At 70.5% G+C, this 18,802-nt stretch carries 18 protein-coding genes; 8 read left to right on the forward strand and 10 right to left on the reverse strand.

Going from position 1 to position 18,802, the window contains the following annotated elements; all coding sequences use genetic code 11:
- Nucleotides 1-268 precede the first annotated feature (268 nt).
- Nucleotides 269-535, reverse strand: a complete 267-nt coding sequence (locus D452_RS28260) for a hypothetical protein (RefSeq protein ID WP_083927519.1) — start codon at nucleotides 533-535, stop codon at nucleotides 269-271.
- A 547-nt stretch (nucleotides 536-1,082) separates the two neighbouring features.
- Here D452_RS28260 and D452_RS0113760 point away from each other — a divergent pair.
- Nucleotides 1,083-1,292: a dodecin gene (locus D452_RS0113760; RefSeq protein ID WP_017544732.1), complete on the forward strand. Its 210-nt coding sequence runs from the start codon at nucleotides 1,083-1,085 to the stop codon at nucleotides 1,290-1,292.
- A 71-nt stretch (nucleotides 1,293-1,363) separates the two neighbouring features.
- Here the strand turns inward: D452_RS0113760 and D452_RS0113765 are convergent, their stop codons facing one another.
- The 3 genes from D452_RS0113765 to D452_RS0113775 form a co-directional block, all read right to left on the reverse strand.
- Nucleotides 1,364-2,155: a hypothetical protein gene (locus D452_RS0113765; protein ID WP_017544733.1), complete on the reverse strand. Its 792-nt coding sequence runs from the start codon at nucleotides 2,153-2,155 to the stop codon at nucleotides 1,364-1,366.
- 184 nt (nucleotides 2,156-2,339) lie between these two features.
- Entirely contained in the window at nucleotides 2,340-3,065 is a 726-nt protein-coding gene (locus D452_RS0113770; protein ID WP_026129285.1) for a hypothetical protein, read from the reverse strand.
- A 151-nt stretch (nucleotides 3,066-3,216) separates the two neighbouring features.
- Nucleotides 3,217-4,764, reverse strand: a complete 1,548-nt coding sequence (locus tag D452_RS0113775) for an LCP family protein (protein WP_017544735.1) — start codon at nucleotides 4,762-4,764, stop codon at nucleotides 3,217-3,219.
- A gap of 464 nt (nucleotides 4,765-5,228) precedes the next feature.
- Here D452_RS0113775 and D452_RS0113780 point away from each other — a divergent pair, with 464 nt between their 5' ends.
- From D452_RS0113780 to D452_RS0113790, 3 genes are all read left to right on the forward strand, one after another.
- Nucleotides 5,229-6,137 (forward strand): Lrp/AsnC family transcriptional regulator, encoded by a 909-nt coding sequence (locus D452_RS0113780; RefSeq protein ID WP_017544736.1) that lies wholly within the window; start codon nucleotides 5,229-5,231, stop codon nucleotides 6,135-6,137.
- 66 nt (nucleotides 6,138-6,203) lie between these two features.
- Nucleotides 6,204-7,109, forward strand: a complete 906-nt coding sequence (gene folP, locus D452_RS0113785) for a dihydropteroate synthase (RefSeq protein WP_017544737.1) — start codon at nucleotides 6,204-6,206, stop codon at nucleotides 7,107-7,109.
- Nucleotides 7,110-7,336: 227 nt separating this feature from the next.
- Entirely contained in the window at nucleotides 7,337-8,083 is a 747-nt protein-coding gene (locus D452_RS0113790) for an RraA family protein (RefSeq protein ID WP_017544738.1), read from the forward strand.
- A 159-nt stretch (nucleotides 8,084-8,242) separates the two neighbouring features.
- Here D452_RS0113790 and D452_RS0113795 read toward each other — a convergent pair whose 3' ends face one another.
- Complete coding sequence (locus tag D452_RS0113795) at nucleotides 8,243-8,944, reverse strand: FadR/GntR family transcriptional regulator (RefSeq protein ID WP_026129287.1); 702 nt, start codon at nucleotides 8,942-8,944, stop codon at nucleotides 8,243-8,245.
- A gap of 168 nt (nucleotides 8,945-9,112) precedes the next feature.
- On the opposite strand from D452_RS0113795, the gene D452_RS0113800 reads away from it, so the two are divergent.
- On the forward strand, nucleotides 9,113-10,381 hold the full coding sequence (locus D452_RS0113800) for a CynX/NimT family MFS transporter (RefSeq protein WP_017544740.1): 1,269 nt from the start codon (nucleotides 9,113-9,115) through the stop codon (nucleotides 10,379-10,381).
- A gap of 9 nt (nucleotides 10,382-10,390) precedes the next feature.
- Here the strand turns inward: D452_RS0113800 and D452_RS0113805 are convergent, their stop codons facing one another.
- The 3 genes from D452_RS0113805 to aceA form a co-directional block, all read right to left on the reverse strand.
- Nucleotides 10,391-11,239, reverse strand: a complete 849-nt coding sequence (locus tag D452_RS0113805) for a CPBP family intramembrane glutamic endopeptidase (protein WP_017544741.1) — start codon at nucleotides 11,237-11,239, stop codon at nucleotides 10,391-10,393.
- Between the two features lie 111 nt (nucleotides 11,240-11,350).
- Nucleotides 11,351-11,608, reverse strand: a complete 258-nt coding sequence (locus D452_RS0113810) for a hypothetical protein (RefSeq protein WP_026129288.1) — start codon at nucleotides 11,606-11,608, stop codon at nucleotides 11,351-11,353.
- Between the two features lie 298 nt (nucleotides 11,609-11,906).
- A complete protein-coding gene (aceA, locus tag D452_RS0113815; RefSeq protein ID WP_017544743.1) occupies nucleotides 11,907-13,205 on the reverse strand; it encodes an isocitrate lyase in 1,299 nt (432 codons plus the stop codon).
- Between the two features lie 217 nt (nucleotides 13,206-13,422).
- Here aceA and D452_RS0113820 point away from each other — a divergent pair, with 217 nt between their 5' ends.
- Nucleotides 13,423-14,862 carry a helix-turn-helix domain-containing protein gene (locus tag D452_RS0113820; protein WP_017544744.1) on the forward strand — a complete coding sequence of 480 codons (1,440 nt, stop codon included), beginning with the start codon at nucleotides 13,423-13,425 and terminating at the stop codon, nucleotides 14,860-14,862.
- A 90-nt stretch (nucleotides 14,863-14,952) separates the two neighbouring features.
- Here D452_RS0113820 and D452_RS0113825 read toward each other — a convergent pair whose 3' ends face one another.
- Nucleotides 14,953-16,113, reverse strand: coding sequence for an alpha-hydroxy-acid oxidizing protein (locus D452_RS0113825; RefSeq protein ID WP_017544745.1), 1,161 nt, complete (start codon nucleotides 16,111-16,113; stop codon nucleotides 14,953-14,955).
- 163 nt (nucleotides 16,114-16,276) lie between these two features.
- On the opposite strand from D452_RS0113825, the gene D452_RS0113830 reads away from it, so the two are divergent.
- Nucleotides 16,277-17,227 carry an ATP-dependent DNA ligase gene (locus D452_RS0113830; protein ID WP_017544746.1) on the forward strand — a complete coding sequence of 317 codons (951 nt, stop codon included), beginning with the start codon at nucleotides 16,277-16,279 and terminating at the stop codon, nucleotides 17,225-17,227.
- A gap of 2 nt (nucleotides 17,228-17,229) precedes the next feature.
- Here the strand turns inward: D452_RS0113830 and ku are convergent, their stop codons facing one another.
- Nucleotides 17,230-18,183, reverse strand: coding sequence for a non-homologous end joining protein Ku (ku, locus tag D452_RS0113835; protein WP_040693764.1), 954 nt, complete (start codon nucleotides 18,181-18,183; stop codon nucleotides 17,230-17,232).
- Nucleotides 18,184-18,365: 182 nt separating this feature from the next.
- Between ku and D452_RS0113840 the strand changes: the two genes are divergently transcribed.
- Nucleotides 18,366-18,802: acyl-CoA dehydrogenase family protein (locus D452_RS0113840; RefSeq protein WP_017544748.1), on the forward strand; the 437-nt coding region annotated here is incomplete at its 3' end.

Here is an 18,802-nt window from a genome sequence, read left to right on the forward strand (position 1 = left end):
CGCGTCGTGGTGGACCGCCCACGGGAGGGGCATGCTGAGGCCCGAGGTACGCCGCAGGCCGGGTGGTGCGCCGCCTTCTGGAGGAGGCCGGGGCCGACCCCGGTCCGGTCGGACTCCATGCGGGCCTGCTCGGACCGGCCCCGGTCCTCAACCGTCTGGGGGGCCGCTTCCCGGGCTCGTCCCCGGCTGGAACTGGTGGCCGAGGCGGCGCGCTGCCGTCACGAGGAGATCCGCCTGAGGGCCTCGAACACCGCCGTGCGGTGACGGATCAGCGGCGGGTGCCTGGCTCGTCTGCGCCGTGCTGACCAGCGTCGCCGCCGTCTCCGTCCAGGAACTCGGCCATCGGGGCCGTCTCACGGAGGAAACCGCGCAGGCCAAGGAAGTTGGCGAGGTACTCGCGGTGGTCGTCGCAGGCCACCCATACCTTGCGGCGGTCGGGGGTGTGCAGCTTGGGGTTGTTCCACACGAGCGCCCACTCGGCGGCGGCACGGCAGCCCCTGCGCGAGCAGTGTGTGTCCGGTGCGGTATTACCCAATGCTGGTCCCCAGGCGACAAAGCGGATTCGGTGGTCAAGCCCCGGCCACGGGCGGGTATTCACGCCGACCGGTGCGGACAAAAGGCGACGCCGGGTGGTTACGGGGGCAAACCACCCGGCGTCGCGCGCGATGTTTCGACGGGGGCTCGAAACATCGTCCCGCGCTTCGACGGGGGATCGAAGCGCTAGACCCAATGTACACCGACGCCCCCCGGGGTACGTCAAGAGTGAGTTACGACGTTGTCTCGGGACAGTCCCGCCAGGGCCGGTCCTAAGTCCCAGGTCAGGACTTATCTGACACTTCGCCCACCCTTCCGATCCCGTTCGGCGGGCCCATTCCCTTGTCGGAACGCCTGTCACCTGGGCCAAGCCCGTCCCAACCGGGTCCAAAGTCCTCAGAAACAAACAGCAAAGCGCACCGATCCGTTCTCCGGAAAGGTTCCCGGAGTAAATCGAAGGGGCTGTGTGGCTGGCGGGGATTGAGGGGAGGCAGGGAACGGGGCCGGGTTCGCGCGGCCCCAGCCACCGACTACACAGGGGGTCACCCATGACCGGCCACACCTACCGCGTCACGGAAATCGTCGGAACCTCTCCCGAGGGCGTCGACCAGGCGATCCGCAACGGCATCCAGCGGGCCTCGGCCACGCTGCGCGGTCTCGACTGGTTCGAGGTCACCCAGGTCCGGGGCCACATCGAGGACGGCGATGTCGCCCACTTCCAGGTGGGCCTCAAGGTCGGGTTCCGTCTGGACGACTGACCGCCCCGGCGTTCCGGCGTCACGGTTCGGAACGCGGTCCGGGCCGGGGCCCCGCGGCCCCGGCCCCGCGCTCAGTCGTCCTCGGGTTCCGGGCCGCGCAGCACGTCGACGTGCACGTGGTCCAGGTGGCGCAGGATCTCGTTGTCGGGATCGGCCTCGTAGTGGCGCCACCCCATCGAGGGATACCGGGTGCTCCAGATCTTGTCGTCGAAGATGATCACGTCGATCTGGTAGTCGGGTGCGTGCGCGATCAGCCAGTGCGCCAGCAGCCACCCCTCCCGCCGGTTGTCCTCGTTGACCGGTCGGTAGAAGACGTCGAGCGCACGCCCCTCGTAGTGCGCGGAGCCCTCGCCGTGGCCGGTGTCGTACCCTCCGGCCACGAACCCGCCGATCTGGGTGTCGGCGAAGTCGTTCTCGATCCCCGCCTTGAGGGTCTCGGTGCGCGGGGTCATTCCGGAGGGCCGCTCCTCCTCGAACTCGACCTCCTCACCCGAGTAGCGGCAGCTCATCGAGGGGCCCGCGTCGTCTTCCGGCCCGTTGACCAGCGCGTCCATGACCTCGTCGGGGATGTCGTCGACGTCCGGCCGAGAGATGGGCGCGTCGTCCCCCTGGGCGATCACGGCGGCGGCGGTGCTGGCCCGCTTGGCCTGGTCGCGGTCGAGCTTGACCTGCTCGTCTCCGGTCCACACCGAGCACTCCTGGCTCCACGGCGTGGCGGTGGGGAAGATCCGGCTCTGGTTGGCCACCACCCAACGGGTGCCGAGCACGGCGATCAGGGCCAGGAGGGTCAGGACCGCGATGGCCAGGACCAGTCCGTGCCATCGTCGGTGGACCCTGTCGGCCCCGGGAATTCTATGGGTCATGGACTCCGCTCCTCCACGCCGGAGACGGGGGCGGCCCCCGCCGCCGTCGACGCCTCGGGCGCCGTGTCTGTCCGGCTACCTCGCACATTCCTCCGTATATGGGACGCGGCGGGAACAGCACTCATTCCCGACAGTGACGCGGATCAAGCGGAAGCGGCCGTGACCGATGCGCGGGGCGGACGATTCACCACACCGACCACAGGACCATGACGCCGCCCAGGAGCAGGGTCAACGCCCACACCCGGTCCATGGTCACGCCCTTCCAGCGCAGGGCGTGCACGCCGAGGAAGTCGTAGGCGATCAGCGCCGCCACCCCCGCCGCTCCGAGCATGGCCAACGAGTGCACCCCGGTGGCCGCGAGTCCGAGGAGGGTGGCGTCCCACAGGTTCCACACCCCCTCGGCGGCGTCCGCGGTTCCGGCCCCGAGGCTCACCCCGGTGGCCCCGGTGGCGTCACCGGCTCCGGTCGCCCCGTGCCCCGCGTGGCCGCCGCCCTCCACATGCGTGTGGTCGAGCTGCCCCGACAGCACCGGCATGAGCATGAGCCCCGCCCCGTGGGCCGAGGACATCAGGAAGGACCACGCGGTCAGCTGCCACAGCGACAGGCGCACGTCCCGCCAGTGGAAGTGTTGGCGCGAGAGCAGGATCACCAGCCCCAGCAGCACGATCACCCCGCCACCCAGGACCGGGAAGAGGACCGAGGCGGTGGCCGACCCCGTGACGGTGATCGCCACCGCGGCGACGGCGACGCTGACCGCGTGCCCCGCGGCGATCGCGGGCAGGGCGGCCAGGACCTGGCGGCGACCGCCCTCCTGAAGTCCCCTGCTGACGGCGAGCAACCACCCCATGCCGGGGTGCAGCCCGTGGAAGGCGCCCAAGGCGACGAGAGTCCAGAGCTGAGCTGTGGTCACCGCGTCAGATTCACACGCCCGCACGGGCGTGACAACGGCCCGTGGCCAACTGTCCGACTCCGGTCACCGTGCGTCGCCGGTGTTTGCCGCAAGCCCTCCAGGGGCATCACCGCGCCCCCCGGGACCGGCGTACCGAACCCGGGGGAGGAGGTCAGGGGCAGATGGAGCCGAGGTCGGTGGCCTCGGAGCCGACCTGACGGCCCGGGTCGGCGGGGGAGGGCTCGGCCAGACCGGTGTAGCGCTGCCACTCGGTCCGCTCGTCCTCCTCCCACTCCTCCCACTCCTCGGGGGTCGGGTCCTCGACGTCCTCGGGACGGTCACCGTCGGGGGAGGCGGAGGGCGCGTCGAGCGGCGCGTCGTCCGCCTCCTCGCTGACCGTGATCGCCTCCGCGACCAGCTCCTTGATCTCGTCCCAGTCCGGGTTGCCGGTGGACACCTGAGGCGGAGACAGCTGGAGGGCGCTCATGTCACCGTGGTCGGTGAGCTCGTCGGCCAGTTCGATGAAGGCGGGCACCTTCGACTGCGGGATGTCGGTGGTCAGAGTCCGCTTGGTGGCTCCGGCCAGCCGCCGGTAGCTGGTCAGGACCGTGGTCGGGTCGACCTGTTCCGCGACGTACTTGACCAGGCAGCCCTGGCGGCCCATCCGCCCGTAGTCGTCGGAGCCGATCCGGGAGCGCCCGTACCAGAGCGCCTCGTGGCCGTCGAGGCGGCGAACGCCGGGCTCCAGCACCCCGCCGTGCACCCCGTAGGGGATGGGCTCCTCGATCCGCACCCGCACGCCGCCCACGGCGTCGATCAGGTCGCGGAAGCCCATCATGTCGACCATCGCGTAGTACTCGACCTCCAGGCCGAGGTTGTGCCCGATCACCTTCTTGAGGGTGTCGGCGGCGGGGTCGGCGACGATCGGGTTGAGGGCCAGCTCCTCGGGCTCCTCCGCGACGGTCTGGTACACGTCGTTGAGCAGCAGGTCGAATCCGTACGGCTCGGGGTAGCGGTCGGCGAGCGCGCTCCCCTCCGGGAAGCGCACGTTCTCCAGGTTGCGGGGGAGCCCCACCAGGACGGCGTCGCCGGTGTCGGTGTCCAGGCTAGCCACCATCATGGTGTCCGTGCGCACGCCGTAGCGGTTGTCGGCGGAGTCCGCCCCGATCAGCAGGACGTTGACCCGGTCCGCGCCGTACCACGGGTCGGCGGCGTCGTGCGGCGGCAGGTCGTCGCGCTCGGGGGCGTCGAAGACCTGCCCCAGCGTCTCGTAGGCCGTGTAGCCGCCGTGGAGCGCCCAGGCCGCCGGTGCTCCGACCGTCAGGCACAGAAGCAGGACCACGACGCCACCGAGCAGGCGCTGGCCGAAACGCGCCCCCTCGGGACGGGTGATGGCCCACGAGTGCACGATCACGGTCAGCCACAGCACGGCGACCACGAACACGGCGCCCATCACGCCCAGCAGCCAGCGGTCCTGCACGGCCATGCCGGCCAGCACGGTCATCGTGCCCGCCTCGTGTGTGCCGATCCAGACCAGCCCGAGGACCAGGGCCGAGACCCCCACGAGGTAGGCGCCGAGGATCACGGTCCCGGCGAGCCGGCGCCTCATGCGCAGGTGCGCCGCACCGGGGAGGGGAAGCGACGCGGCGGTCCACAGCAGCGCCCCTCCCGTGCTCGGGCGCGTGGGCGCCTTGTCCCGCCGCTCGTCCTCCGCTGCCACCAGCGATTCCTCTCAAGCCGCGGGGCGATCACGGCCGCCCCGTTTCTCCGGTTTTGATCGTTCGCGCCACGTTCGCCGTGTGGCGGTCACTTTCTGTTGTTATGCCCTTTCCCAGGTGCGTGCACGGGGGCGGCCCGCCGGTCGTCCCGCGCCGTGCGCGGTGCGTGCCCTCGGTGGCGTGCCCTCGGCGGGTGTCGCTCGGGCCCGTGTCATCAGTGTGGCGCTTTGTCGGGGTTGTGTGCACAGCGGCCACCTCATAAGGGGTGTTCTATACAAGTCTGTTATGTGGTCGAGAGATGCCTGTTGGGGCATTGGGCGGCGCTGTCCAGCCGGTCAAAGGGGTGAATCAACCGATTTCTTTGGCGATCAGTAGTGAAGCGGCTCCACAACTGCGATGATCTGGCCGGAGGAGGGGGCGCCGTCCGGGGGTAAGGGCGGCGTCATGGGAACGAAAGGCAACCATCGTGCTCGATGCGGTTGACGCCGCGCTCATGCGGGCGTTGCAGGGGGACGGCAGAGCGACGTTCCAGGCCCTGGCGGACGGGGTGGGGCTGTCCAGGACGGCGGTTCGCGCCAGAGTGCGCCAGTTGGTGCAGTCGGGGGCGATCAGGATCGTCGGAGTGTTGCACGCCGGCGTGGTGGGAATGGAGGTCCTCGGTCACGTGTCGTTCCGCGTCAGCGGGCCGGTCGGTCCGATGCTCGACGCGTTGGGGGAACGCGAGGCCGTGACCTTCGCCGCGCAGGCCGCCGGGAGGTTCCCGGCCGTCGCGCAGGTCAGGGTGGCCGACGACGCGGCCCTGACCAAGGAGCTCGCCGACCTGCGCTCGCTGCCGGGTGTGGACGGCGCGGAGGTCTTCCGTGCCAACGCCGTGTACAAGGACGCTCACAGCAGTGTGCGTGAACTGCGCGAGATCGAGTTGGACGCGCTGGACTGGCGTCTGGTGCGCAGACTGCTCAAGGACGGACGGGCCTCGTACGCGGACCTGGCCCGACAGGTGGGGCTGTCGCAGGCGGCGGCCCGCTCCCGGGTGGTACGCCTGCTCAACTCGGGGGTGGTCCACGTGACCGCGCTGGTGGAGCCGTCGGCCGTGGGCGCCAATGAACAGATCGGCTTCGGACTGCGTTGCCGGGGCGACGCGGACGCGCTGGGCACCGCCATGGCCAACATGGGACGGATCTCGTTCCTGGCCAGCGGCTTCGGTCGCTACGACGTGATCGGGACCCTCACCGCGCCGGACCGGTGCCAGCTGGTGGAGGCTCTGGAACGGATCCGGGCCACCGCGGGGGTCGGGCACGTGGAGACGTGGGACCACCTCCAGGTGCGCAAGGAGCGCCGGGGCGGTGAGCGCACGCTGGGCTGGGTACCCGGCTGATCCGGGCCGACCACGGCGGGTCGGGGCGGGTGACCGTCCGCCCCGCCCGTACCCCAGGATGGAGTCATGGTGACGCACGGTCCGCAGACGCCGGAGACAGCAGCCAAGCGTGAGACCGGGACCCGGCGCCCGGTGGCGCACGGCCCCGGGGCCCTGCGGTTGCGCGGGCGGACCTTCGCGGGCCGGCGCTTCGCGGTGATGGGTGTGATCAACCGAACCCCCGACTCCTTCTACGACCGGGGTGCCACCTACGCCCTGGAGGCCGCGCTGGCCTCCGCGGACCACGCCGTGGCGGCGGGGGTCGACATCATCGACGTCGGCGGGGTGAAGGCCGGGTACGGGGCGCACGTGGACGAGGCCGAGGAGGTCCGCCGCACCGTGCCGTTCGTGCGCGAGCTGCGGTCTCGCCACCCCGCCGTGGTGATTTCGGTGGACACCTGGCGGGCCGGGGTGGGCCGGGCCTGCGCCGAGGCCGGGGCGGACATGATCAATGACACCTGGGCGGGGGCCGACCCGGACCTGGCCCGGGTGGCGGCCGAGTTCGGCACCGGTCTGGTGTGCAGCCACAGCGGGGGGCTGGCCCCCCGCACCGACCCCCACCGCGTGCGTTACGACGACGTGGTCGCGGACGTGGTGTCCGGGGTGTGTGAGCTGGCCGAGCGCGCGGTGTCGGTGGGGGTGCGCCCGGACGGGGTGATGATCGACCCCACGCACGACTTCGGCAAGAACACCTACCACTCGCTCGAACTCACCCGTCGTCTGGGCGAGCTGGCGGCCACCGGCTGGCCCGTGCTGGTGGCGGTCTCCAACAAGGACTTCGTGGGGGAGACCCTCGGTGCCGGCCTGACCCAGCGCGGTGATGGGACCCTGGCCGCCCTGGCTGTGTCCGCGCGCGAGGGCGCCCGGGTCTTCCGGGTCCACGACGTCGCCGCCGCCCGTGCGGCTCTGGACGTGGTCGCGTCGGTCGTCTGAGGTTGCGCTGGTCGCGTCTGCCAGGCAGGGGACACCGAAGGTGATCGGACGGACACGGGTATCCCGCTCAGATGTAACCATCGGTAGCATTTTTACGTGTTTCAGGCTCGCACGCCTTGCGTCACGTTTAAGTTACCCGCGAGTATAGAAGGGGTCGGTCCGAACCGACCGCACCGGGCGCGGGTGTAATGGAGGCTGACGTGGCGCTTGCGAAGACGTTGACGGCTGTGGGAACGGTGGCCTTGGCACGCTGCGGGGGGCGTCCCTTCGGGACCCACCTCTTCTCCGTCTGGCCGGGGGCCGGGTTCGCCGCGAGTGCCTTCCCCGTCCGCTGCGCGCCGGGGGACAACCTCGCGCTGCACGTCGCGATCGCCCAGGCCCCGCCGGGCTCCTCCCTGGTGGTGGACGTCTCCGGGGAGTCCGAGTACGGCTACGTGGACGAGATCCTCGCCGTGGCCGCCCGAACCCGGGGCGTGGCCGGGATCGTCCTGGACGGCTGCGTGCGCGACATCGCCGCCATCGCCCGTTGTGAGCTGCCGGTCTTCGGCGCCGGGGTGGCGGTCCGCGAGGCGGGGCACGATGCGGGCGGCTCCGTGGGACAGCAGGTGTTCATGGACGCCAGCGGTCCCGCGCCGCTGCCGGTCCGGCGAGGGGACTGGATCGTGGCCGACGACGACGGGGTGGTCTGCCTCCCGCGCGGCCAGGTGAGCACGATCATCGCGGAGACCATGGACAGCGTCTCCCGTGACCGGGAGCTCATCGACGCGGTCTGTGCGGGGGAGAGCACCCTCGACCTCCTCGACCTCGACCCGTCCAGGGTGACGGGCTGGGAGGGGGCCGCGGACCGGGGTGCCCGGCGCGGTCGGCCGAGGTCGATCGGATCGCGGCGCGAGGGGCGCGCGGTGCCGGAGGGGCACGCCCGCCCCAGGCTCGGCCCGCGCTCGGCGGTGAGCGACGTCCACGGCGGAGACTGACCCGGCGCGGCCCCGGGGCGACACGACTGGCGACCGCGGAACGATCGGGGAGCCGGGGGAGCCGGGGCGGGCTGACCACACGGCGCTCGACCCGAACACGGGAGGGGGCCCGGAACCAGCAGTGGTCCGGGCCCCCTCCCGTGTTCGTCCCCGGGTGACTCAGTCCTCGGTGAGGGAGAGGAGTTCGTCGAGGTAACAGGTGGCCTCACGGGCGGCGCGGACGGGGTCCGCCTCCCGGACGGCCTCCGTCAGGCCGCTGTGGTCGATGCCCTCGGTGGCGGAGGAGGGGCCGTCGGAGGCCTCGGCACTCTGCTCGTAGGCGGTGTGCGCGATGCTGGCGTAGACGACCTGGGCGATGTCGTCGTAGAGGTCGATGAGCAGGGTGTTGTGCGTGGCGTTGACCACGGCGCGGTGGAACGTGAAGTCGGCCTCCACGAAGGCACCCATGTCCTTGGTCCGCCAGGCCTCCTCGCGCAGGGCCATGGCGCGGTCGATATCGGCCATGTCCTCCTCGCTGTGGCGCATGGCGGCCAGACGCGCGGCCTCGACCTCCAGGGCGCGGCGCACCTCCAGGTTCTCCCGCAGTCGGGAGCGTTCCAGGCGGCGGCGCAGGGCTCCGCCGAGTTCGCTGGAGGCGCGGACGAAGGTCCCCGCTCCCTGGCGGATCTCCAGCAGGCCCGCGTGGGCGAGGGCCCTGACGGCCTCGCGGACGGTGTTGCGTCCGACCTCGAGTTGTTCGGACAGTTCGGACTCGGTGGGGATGCGGTCGCCGACGCCCCACTCACCGGAGTCGATCTGGGCTCGTAGCTGACTGATGACCTGGTCGACGAGACCGGTCCGGCGTGTCGACGCGAGGGGCACGCTCATACCTCCTAGGGGCGGGTCGCCGGATGACAGGCCCAGCGCACGGGTAGGGAACGGTTAAGGAGGGAGCCTAGACCAGTTGGGCGCAGGAATAGGCCCCGAACGTCAATGCGTTATCCTCATGAAGTACATAGGGTCATCCTACGAATTTGTGAGCCACGTCCTATGAGCGTCACCCCCACGCGCGAGAACGCAGCGCAGGGCACCCCGCTTCCCGGTACCGACCAGCCCAGAGCCGCGCCCCGCGCGGCTCTCCTTCTGATCGCCGTCGCCATCGCCCTCGCCGCACTCAATCTGCGCACCGCGATCACCAGTGTGGGCCCCGTCCTCGGAGAGGTCACCCAGGGGCTGGGCATGACCGCGGTGGGCGCCGGTGTCCTCACGACGCTCCCCGTCCTGTGCTTCGCGGTCTTCGGCGGGCTCACCCCCATGCTCAGCCGCCGTCTCGGCTCCCACCGCCTGCTCGTCCTCGCGCTGACCGCCGTCACCCTCGGCCTCGTCACGCGGGCCATGGCCCCCGAACCCTGGCTGTTCCTCACCCTGAGCGTCGTGGCCCTCTCCGGCGGCGCCGTCGGCAACGTCATCCTCCCGGCCCTGGTCAAGCAGCACTTCCCCCACCGTGTGGGCCTGATGACCACGGTGTACACCACCGGCCTGGCCGTGGGCACCGCGATCGCGGCCGCCGCCACCGTCCCCCTGGAACGGGCCACCGGTGACTGGCGGATCGCCCTGGGCGCCTACGCCCTCTTCGGCCTGGTCGCGGCGCTTCCGTGGCTCCTGGCCCTGCGCCACGAGCCCGCCCCCGGCGACGCCCGCGCGGCCCTCAGCGTCCGGCAGGTGCTCGGCACCGGGCTCGGATGGCAGGGCGTCCTGTACTTCGGAACCCAGTCCTCCATCGCCTACATCATGTTCGGCTGGTTCGCGCAGATGCTCCGCGACCAGGGACTGGACGCCCAGTCCGCGGGGGTGATGCTGGCGTACCTCACCGCGCTGGGCATCCCGATGTCACTCGTCATGCCCTCGCTCATCGTCCGGGTGCGCGACCAGCGCCCCTTCGTGGTGCTCTTCGTCGCCGCGTACCTGGTCGGCTTCACCGGGATGTGGGTGTCCCCGCTCAACGGCACCTGGGTCTGGACCACCTTCGTCGGGATCGGCCTGGGCAGCTTCGTGCTGGCGCTCACCGTCTTCGCCGTGCGCACCCGAACCGCCGAGGGCACCGCCGCGATGTCCGCCTCCAGCCAGAGCCTGGGCTATCTGCTCGGCGGTGCCGGGCCGTTCCTGTTCGGACTCCTGCACGAGACCAGCGGTGACTGGCACGCGCCGATGGCGATGGTGATCGGTCTGGTGCTCGTCAACCTCGTCGTCGGTCTCCTGCTCGGCCGCCCCCGCTACCTGGAGGACGCGATCGCCGCGAAGGCGGCCCAGCGGGTCTGAGAAGACGGGTCAGACCGGAAGCCAGTCGATCCGGCCGATGAGGTACACCGCACCCACGAACGCCACCACGTCGATCACCGTGTGCGCGACCACCAGCGGCATCACCCGGCCGTAGCGCAGGTAGAACCAGCCGAACACCAGCCCCATGACCAGGTTGCCGAAGAACATCCCGACCCCCTGGTACAGGTGGTAGAAGGCGCGCAGGACCGAACTGGCCAGCACCGCCTTCCACGGCGACCACCCCATCTGCCCGAGCCGGTGCAGCAGGTAGCCCACCACGATCACCTCCTCCAGGACGCCGTTCTTCAGCGCCTGGAGGAGCAGGACCGGGGTGTCCCACCAGTTGCCGTCCAGGGTGCTGGGCACGATGGTGCGGGTGAGGCCCAGTTGCCAGGAGACCAGGTACACGACCAGCCCGCCGGTGCCGATCAGCGCGGCCAGGGCCAGGCCGCTCCAGGTGTCGAACCCCGGACGGCGCAGGTCGAAGCCAACCGTGCGGGCGGACTCCCCGCCCCGGTGCAGCAGGTACACCACCAGCGCCACGGGGGCGAAGGCGAAGAGCACCGAGTACAGCTGGAAGGACAGGTCCAGCCACGGACGGTCCTCGGCCCGCGAGCGGATGAGGTTGGCGGTCTGGTCGGCCATCGACTCGGGAGCGGTGAGCACGCCCAGGAAGGAGATGGTCGCCGACACGGCGGCGGCGCCCAGCGAGAGGGCGAGGACACACAGCACCTCCCAGCGCATCAGTGAGCGGCTGGCGAGCATCTGCGGGACGGTGGTTCCCGCGCGCGCCCCCTCGGCGGAGCCGTCGGGGGAGGGACGGGGAGCGCGCGGGTTCGGGTCGGTTCTGTCGGTCACGCGTCGAATCTACGCGCTGTCGGCGCGGGAGGCCGCGACCCCCGTGGAGGACGGGAGGGCGTCGGCTCGGTGGCCGAGGCCCACGGCCCCGACCGGGCGGGGACGGCTGACCTAGTCGTCGTCACCCTCGTCGCCGTCGCCTCCCTCCTCCCCGCCCTCGTCGCCATCGCCGCCGCCGATGACGTCGTCGATGCCCTCCTCGATGTTCTCCTCGACCTCCTGCTCGATCCCGTCCCTGACCTCCTGTTCGAGGTCGTCGGTGTTCTCGCAGGCGGCCGCGCCGAACACGGCGACGGCGGCGATCGCGCCCGCCGCCACTACGCGGCGGGTCGTGGAGAGGGTCGCTCTGGTGGTGACATCGATTTTCACGTCGGCTCCGTGTGGTCGGTGAATGGGTGCCCCGGGTGGTCGGTCGGAACGCTCCGGTGCCGTGGGGGCGGCCCGGCGGGGGCCCGCGAGAGGCGGGCTTGACTGTTCCGTTACCCGTTGCTTGGAGACACCGTATACGGGCCACACGCCCGCGCGCGGACGTTTCGGACACGCTGAAGAGCCGCCGGTCATGCGCGAGTGACACGGACCGCGCATGGCCGACGGCCAGGGGGAGGCCGTCCCGCCCCGCCCCAGCCACGAAAGCGGGGAGGGACGGCCTCAGGGACGAAGACCAGGGTCAGTGAGCCGCTGAGAACTGGTCTTCTTCGGTGGAACCGGTGAGAGCCGTGGTGCTGGCCTCGGGGGAGATGGTCGTGCTGATCGCGTCGAAGTAGCCGGTGCCGACCTCGCGCTGGTGGCGGGTGGCGGTGTAGCCGTCGGCCTCGGACGCGAACTCGGCCTCCTGGAGCTCGACGTACGACGTCATGCCGTTCCGGGCGTAGCCCTTGGCCAGGTCGAACATCGAGTGGTTGAGCGAGTGGAAGCCCGCCAGGGTGATGAACTGGAACTTGTAGCCCATGTGGCCCAGCTCGCGCTGGAACTTCGCGATGGTCGCGTCGTCGAGGTGACGCTTCCAGTTGAAGGACGGCGAGCAGTTGTAGGCGAGCATCTGGTCCGGGTACTCGGCCTTGATGCGCTCGGCGAAGTCGCGGGCGACCTCCAGATCGGGGGTCGCGGTCTCCATCCAGAGCAGGTCGGAGTGCGGCGCGTAGGCCAGGCCCCGGGCCACGCACGCCTCCACGCCGTTGCGGAAGCGGTAGAAGCCCTCGGCGGTGCGCTCACCGGTGGTGAAGGCCTGGTCGCGCTCGTCGATGTCGCTGGTGATCAGGGTCGCGGCCTGGGCGTCGGTCCGCGCGATGACCAGGGACGGGACACCGGCGACGTCCGCGGCGAGGCGGGCGGCGTTCAGGGTCTTGACGTGCTGGCTGGTCGGGATCAGGACCTTGCCGCCCAGGTGACCGCACTTCTTCTCGGAGGCGAGCTGGTCCTCCCAGTGGACACCGGCCGCGCCCGAGGCGATCATGCCCTTCATGAGCTCGTAGGCGTTGAGGACGCCACCGAAACCGGCCTCGGCGTCGGCCACGATCGGGGCCAGCCACTCGGGGGCGGTGTCGTCACCCTCGGACCAGGTGATCTGGTCGGCGCGCATGAGCGCGTTGTTGATGCGGCGGACGACGGCCGGGACAGAGTTGGCCGGGTAGAGGCTCTGGTCCGGGTAGGTGCTGCCGGAGAGGTTGGCGTCGGCCGCGACCTGCCACCCGGAGAGGTAGATGGCCTTGAGGCCGGCGCGGACCTGCTGGACCGCCTGGTTGCCGGTGAGCGCGCCGAGGCTGTTCACGTAGTCCTCGGTGTGGAGCAGGTCCCACAGGCGCTCGGCGCCGCGCCGGGCCAGGGTGTGCTCCTCGGTGACCGAACCACGCAGCTTGACGACGTCGTCGGCGGAGTAGGTGCGCTCGATACCGGCCCACCGGGGGTTGGTCTCCCAGTCGCGCTGGAGTGCGGCGCTGGCTTCCTGACGTCGAGCGCTGGTGCTCATGTTCGATCCCGCCTTACGTGTAGTCCCCAAGGTCTTCGCACCGGTCGAGTGTCCTGCCAAGGGCCAGGGGGTGAGCCCCTGGGCGGTAAGTTCCCCGCCGGTAACTATGATTCTTGGGCAAGATCCAAGGGTTTTCCACTGGAAATCTGGTGAAGATCGTTGTTTCTTTCCGTAGGATGAAGCCATGGCGTACTTTGGTGCTGAAGAAATACCGTCTTTGACAGGTGACCTGGATCTCGTCACGTTTGGTCAGAGGCTCCGTCATCTGCGCAAGGCGCGCGGGATGACCCTGTCCGACCTGGGGGAACGCGTCGGGCGGGCGCCCTCACAGCTCTCCCTCTTGGAGAACGGCAAACGTGAACCCAAGCTCTCCCTGCTCACGTCCCTGGCCTCCGCCCTCGACGTGTCCGTCGAGGAGCTCCTGTCGAAGCAGCCGCCGAGCCGTCGCGCGCAGCTGGAGATCGCCGTCGAGGAGGCCCAGCGCGACTCCCTCTACCAAGGCCTCAACCTTCCGCACCTGAAGGTCGGCAAGCGGGTCCCCAACGACGTCCTCGAACACATCGTGGGGCTCTACGACGAGCTCAAGAGACGCAACGCCAAGCCGACCGCCACCCCCGAGGAGGCGCGCCGGGCCAACGCCGACCTACGCCGCCAGATGCGCGAGCGGGGCAACTACTTCGAGACCATCGAGGCCGCGGCCGCCGACACCCTCTCGGCGGTCAACTACACGGCCGGACCCCTCTCACAGGGGCAGATCCTCGCGATCGCCACCCACCACGGGTTCACCCTGAAGTACGTGCAGGACCTTCCCCGCTCAGTGCGCTCCCTGACCGACCACGTCAACCGCCGCATCTACCTCAAGCGCGAGACCACGCTGGGCATGCACAGCCCGCGCACGATCCTCCTCCAGACCCTCGGCCACGTGATCCTCGGCCACAGCCAGCCCCGCGACTTCGGCGACTTCCTCCGCCAGCGCGTGGAGGCCAACTACTTCGCCGCGGCCGTCCTCATCCCCGAGAGCACGGCGGTCACCTACCTCCAGGAGGCCAAGAAGGCGCGCGACCTGTCCGTGGAGGACCTGCGGGACGTCTACTCCGTCTCCTACGAGATGGCGGCGCACCGGTTCACCAACCTGGCCCACCGCCACCTGGACCTGGTCTGCCACTTCATCCGCAACGACGAGACCGGCATCATCTACAAGGCCTACGAGAACGACGGCCTGGTCTTCCCCACGGACGACTCGGGCGCCATCGAGGGCCAGCGCATGTGCCGCCAGTGGTCGGGCCGCCAGGTCTTCCAGTCACCGGACCGGTACTCGATCTACTACCAGTACACGGATAAGCCCAACAGCACCCACTGGTGCGTGGCCCACGTGGACCCCAGCCGCGAGCGCAACTTCGCCATCACCCTGGGCGTGCCCTACAAGGAGTCCCGCTGGTTCCGTGGACGCGAGACCACCAACCGCACCAAGTCCAACTGCCCCAACGGCGAGTGCTGCGTGCGGCCGCCCGCCCAGCTCGCCAGCCGGTGGGAGGGCAACGTGTGGCCCTCGGCCCGCGCACACTCCCACGTGCTGTCGGCACTGCCCTCGGGCACCTTCCCCGGTGTGGACGAACACGACGTCTACACCTTCCTGGAGGGCCACAGCCAGGACTGACGCCCACCCGGCCACCAGCAGGAGGGGGCCGACGCCGTGTGCGTCGGCCCCCTCACTGTCGTCTCCGGACCGTTCGGTCCCCGGAACCGATCAGGCGCGCAGGTCCCGCAGAGCCTCGGGGGTGAGGTCGGACAGCGAGGGGTAGCCGTCGACCGCCATGAGCAGGTCCGCCTCGGCCAGCATCGACCGCAGCACGTGCACGACCCCGTCCGCACCGCCCAGTGCCAACCCGTAGACGTAGGGGCGGCCGACCGCCACCGCCGTCGCTCCCAGCGCCAGGGCCTTGACCGCGTCGGTTCCGGACCGCACCCCGGAGTCGAAGACCACCGGCAGGTCCGTGGCGGCGACCACGTCCGGCAGACACTCCAGGGCGGGGATGCCGCCGTTGGCCTGGCGGCCGCCGTGGTTGGACACGTAGACGGCGTCCACGCCCCCGTCCGCCGCCCGGCGGGCGTCGTCGGGCTGGCACACACCCTTCACGATCAGCGGCAGGTCGGTCAGGGACCGCAACCAGGGAAGGTCCTCCCAGGTCAGCGGGTTTCCGAACACGTCGGCCCAGTGCGCCACCACGGCGTCGCGAGGAGCGTCGGAGCCCACCCGCTCCTGGAAGACGGGATCGGAGGTGTAGTTGGCCAGGCAGTGGCCGCGCAGCATCGGCATGTTGGCGGTGGCCAGGTCGCGCGGACGCCAGCCGGTGACCCAGGTGTCCAGGGTGACGACGATCCCCGCGAACCCGGCCGCCTCGGCGCGGCGGACCAGACTGGCCGCCAGTTCGCGGTCGGTCGGCGTGTACAGCTGGAAGAACCCCGGGGTGTCGCCGAACCGTGCGGCGACCTCCTCCAACGGGTCCTGGGACAGCGTGGAGGCGATCATCGGGACCCCGGTGCGCGCGGCGGCCTCAGCGGTGGCCAGGTCGCCGTGCCCGTCCTGGGAGCAGAGGCCGACCACCCCGACCGGGGCCATCAACAGCGGTGAGGCCAGGTGGACACCGCACAGGTCGACGCCGGTGTCGCGCTCCTTGGCGCCCACGAACATGCGCGGGTACAGGCCCCACCGGCGGAACGCGGTGGCGTTGGCCTCCTGGGTGTGCTCGTCGCCCGCGCCACCCGCCACATAGGACCACACCCACGGCGGGAGCGTCTCGGCGGCCCTGCGCTCCAGTTCGGCGAAGGTCACGGGGTGGGAGGGGACGACGCCGGTGAGGCCGTCGAGGTAGATCTCCAGCTGGTAGTCGCCGTAGTGCGAAGCCATGGTCGTCTCCGGGAGGGGGTGGGGGTGGGACCCGCATCATTCAGACGGGCACGCGCGCGTGTCAAGTCCTTCCCCGGGGGCGGGAGGGCCCCGGGGGCGGTGCCTTAGCTGGGAATTGGGCTCCCGATGAGCTGCTGCGGGGTAGGGGGCAGGCGTGGAACCGATGCTCGCAAGCGCCGTCGACCATCTCCCCACCGGTGAGAGCCTGCTCTACGAGCCGAAGTGGGACGGTTTCAGGTGCCTGGCCGAGACCGGTCCCGTACGCCTGACCAGCAGACAGGGAAGGCTGCTGTCCCAGCGGTTCCCGGAGATCGTCGACGCCCTGGCCCAGCAGCTGCCCGAGGGGGTCCTGCTGGACGGGGAGATCATCCACTGGGCGAGCGACGGGCGGCTGGACTTCGGTGCCCTGCTCAGGCGCAACAGCGCGTCGCCCCGCCACGCCCGTGCCCTGGCCCGCACGGCCCCGTGCCACCTCGTGGTGTTCGACCTGCTCAGGGCGGGCGGACGGGACCTCGCGCACCGCGCTCTCTCCCACCGGCGCGCGGAACTCGAACGGCTGATGGCCCTGGTCGAGCAGCCCTCGCCGCTCACACTGGGCTGGCAGACCGACAACCCCGAGGTGGCCATGCAGTGGTGGGAGGAGATGCCCGCCGTGGGGGTGGAGGGCGTGATGGTCAAGGACGCGCGCCGTTCCTACCGCCCGGGCCGCAGGGACTGGCGCAAGTGGAAGCACCGCGTCACCACCGAGGCGATCGTGGGCGGGATCGTCGGCCACGCACGAGCCCCACGCGCCCTCATTCTCGGGCGCGTGGACTCCGCGACCGGCGAGCTGCGGGTGGCGGGTCGGACCTCGGACCTCACCCCGGACCAGTCCGAGGAGCTCGCGGGCCACGTGGTCAAGACGGACGACCATCCCTGGCCCCGGCTCCTCGCCGCGACATGGGGCGGGGACGAGTCCCGCCAGAGCTACACGCGGGTCGTCCCTGACCTGGTGGTGGAGGTGTGCCCGGACTCGGCGGAGGTGTCCGGCCGATGGCGGCACGTCGTCCAGTACCTGCGCGCGCGCCCCGACCTGACACCCGGGGACGTGCCACCGGACCTGGACACCGAGTAGCGTCAGCCGGCCTTGGAGATCGCGTCGGCCAGCTCGTCCTTGCTCATACGGGTGCGGCCGGGGATGTCGAGCTGTTTGGCCTGATCCAGGAGCTCGCTCTTGGTGGGCTGGTGGTCCTCCGAGGTCCTCGGAGCGGGGGCGCGTCCGCGCTGTCCGGACTTCGCCGCCCGGTCCTTCTTCCTCTGCTTCAGGGAAGCGCGCAGCGCGTCGTCCAACGCGACGACCTTGCCCTCGCCCTTCTCCTCGGGCTCCCTGCCCTCGTAGCTGACCGTGCCGCCGCGCGCCTTCGTGGCGATGAGCTCCTCCAGGCGACGCTCGTACTCGTCGGAGTACTGCGACGGCTCCCACTCAGTGGTCATCGCGTCGATCAGCTGGGAGGCGAGCCGGAGTTCGCCCTTGTCGACCTCACCGCTCGGAGGCCGCATGACGTCCTCGGGGTCGCGGATCTCGTCCGGCCAGTACAGGGTGCTCGCCGTGAGGACGCCCTGCTGTGGGGCGATCAGGGCCAGGTGCTGCCGGTTCCGCATGACCAGCGTCCCCAGGCCCGCCCTTCCGGACTCCTCCAACGCGGCCAGGAGGAGTCGGTACGGCTTCGCCGAGCTCTTGTCCGGGCCGAGGTAGTAGGTGGACGAGAACCACAGCGGGTCGACGTCCTCAGCCGAGATGAACCCGGTGATCTCCAGGGTCTTGCTCCGCCCGGGCTGGATCTGCTCCATGTCCGCGGGTTCGAGGAGCACGAAGGAGTCGGACTCGTCGACCTCGGCGCCCTTGACGATGTCCTCGTTCGCCACCCGCTCACCGGTGTCCTCGTTGACGCGTTGGTAGCGGACGCGCGCGTTGGTTCCGCGCACGAACTGGTGGACGGTCGGTCCGTGTCTCTCACGTGCGGAGTACATGCGCACTCCGACCGACACCAGTCCGAAGCTGATCGTTCCGGTCCACACTGTTCCTGGCACTGCTCACACCCCCGTCTCCCAGTGTGTGAGCGGGGTGGCAAATACCGGACAGACGCACGTCACGACTCTTCCCCGTTCCTCCGCTCCCGATCCGTTGTGCCTGTCCAACCAGACTGTTACCGTTGGTAGCACTTAAAGGTCGTCCCTCCGCCCCCGGAGGATCCAACAAAGGATGTAAGCGCATGAGTGAGGCCACCGCGCCCGTCTTCAGCCTGGAACCGAGCGAGGATGTTCGCGACGTCCGGGACTGGGCCCACGGGTTCGCCGCCGACGTCATCCGCCCCGCCGCCGCCGAGTGGGACGAGCGGGAGGAGACCCCCTGGCCGATCATCCAGGAGGCCGCCAAGATTGGGCTCTACTCCCTGGACTTCTTCGCCAACCAGTGGCTGGAGCCCAGCGGACTCGGCATCCCCGTCGCCTTCGAGGAGCTGTACTGGGGTGACCCGGGCATCGCCCTGGCGATCACCGGCACCGGCCTGGCCGCCGTGTCCGTCGCCTCCAACGGCACCCAGGAACAGCTCTTCGAGTGGGTGCCGCAGATGTTCGGCTCCGCCGACGACATCAAGCTCGGCGCCTTCTGCTCCTCCGAGCCCGACGCCGGTTCGGACGTCTCCGCCAT

The sequence above is a fragment of the Nocardiopsis prasina DSM 43845 genome, assembly GCF_000341265.1.
GTDB lineage: Bacteria > Actinomycetota > Actinomycetes > Streptosporangiales > Streptosporangiaceae > Nocardiopsis > Nocardiopsis prasina.

Coding starts and splice junctions, on each gene's coding strand:
- folP (WP_017544737.1), top strand. CDS start 6,204: ATGGTGACGCACGGTCCGCAGACGCCGGAGACAGCAGCCAAGCGTGAG.
- D452_RS0113760 (WP_017544732.1), top strand. CDS start 1,083: ATGACCGGCCACACCTACCGCGTCACGGAAATCGTCGGAACCTCTCCC.
- D452_RS0113825 (WP_017544745.1), bottom strand. CDS start 16,113: ATGGCTTCGCACTACGGCGACTACCAGCTGGAGATCTACCTCGACGGC.
- D452_RS0113765 (WP_017544733.1), bottom strand. CDS start 2,155: ATGACCCATAGAATTCCCGGGGCCGACAGGGTCCACCGACGATGGCAC.
- aceA (WP_017544743.1), bottom strand. CDS start 13,205: ATGAGCACCAGCGCTCGACGTCAGGAAGCCAGCGCCGCACTCCAGCGC.
- D452_RS0113830 (WP_017544746.1), top strand. CDS start 16,277: ATGCTCGCAAGCGCCGTCGACCATCTCCCCACCGGTGAGAGCCTGCTC.
- D452_RS0113800 (WP_017544740.1), top strand. CDS start 9,113: ATGAGCGTCACCCCCACGCGCGAGAACGCAGCGCAGGGCACCCCGCTT.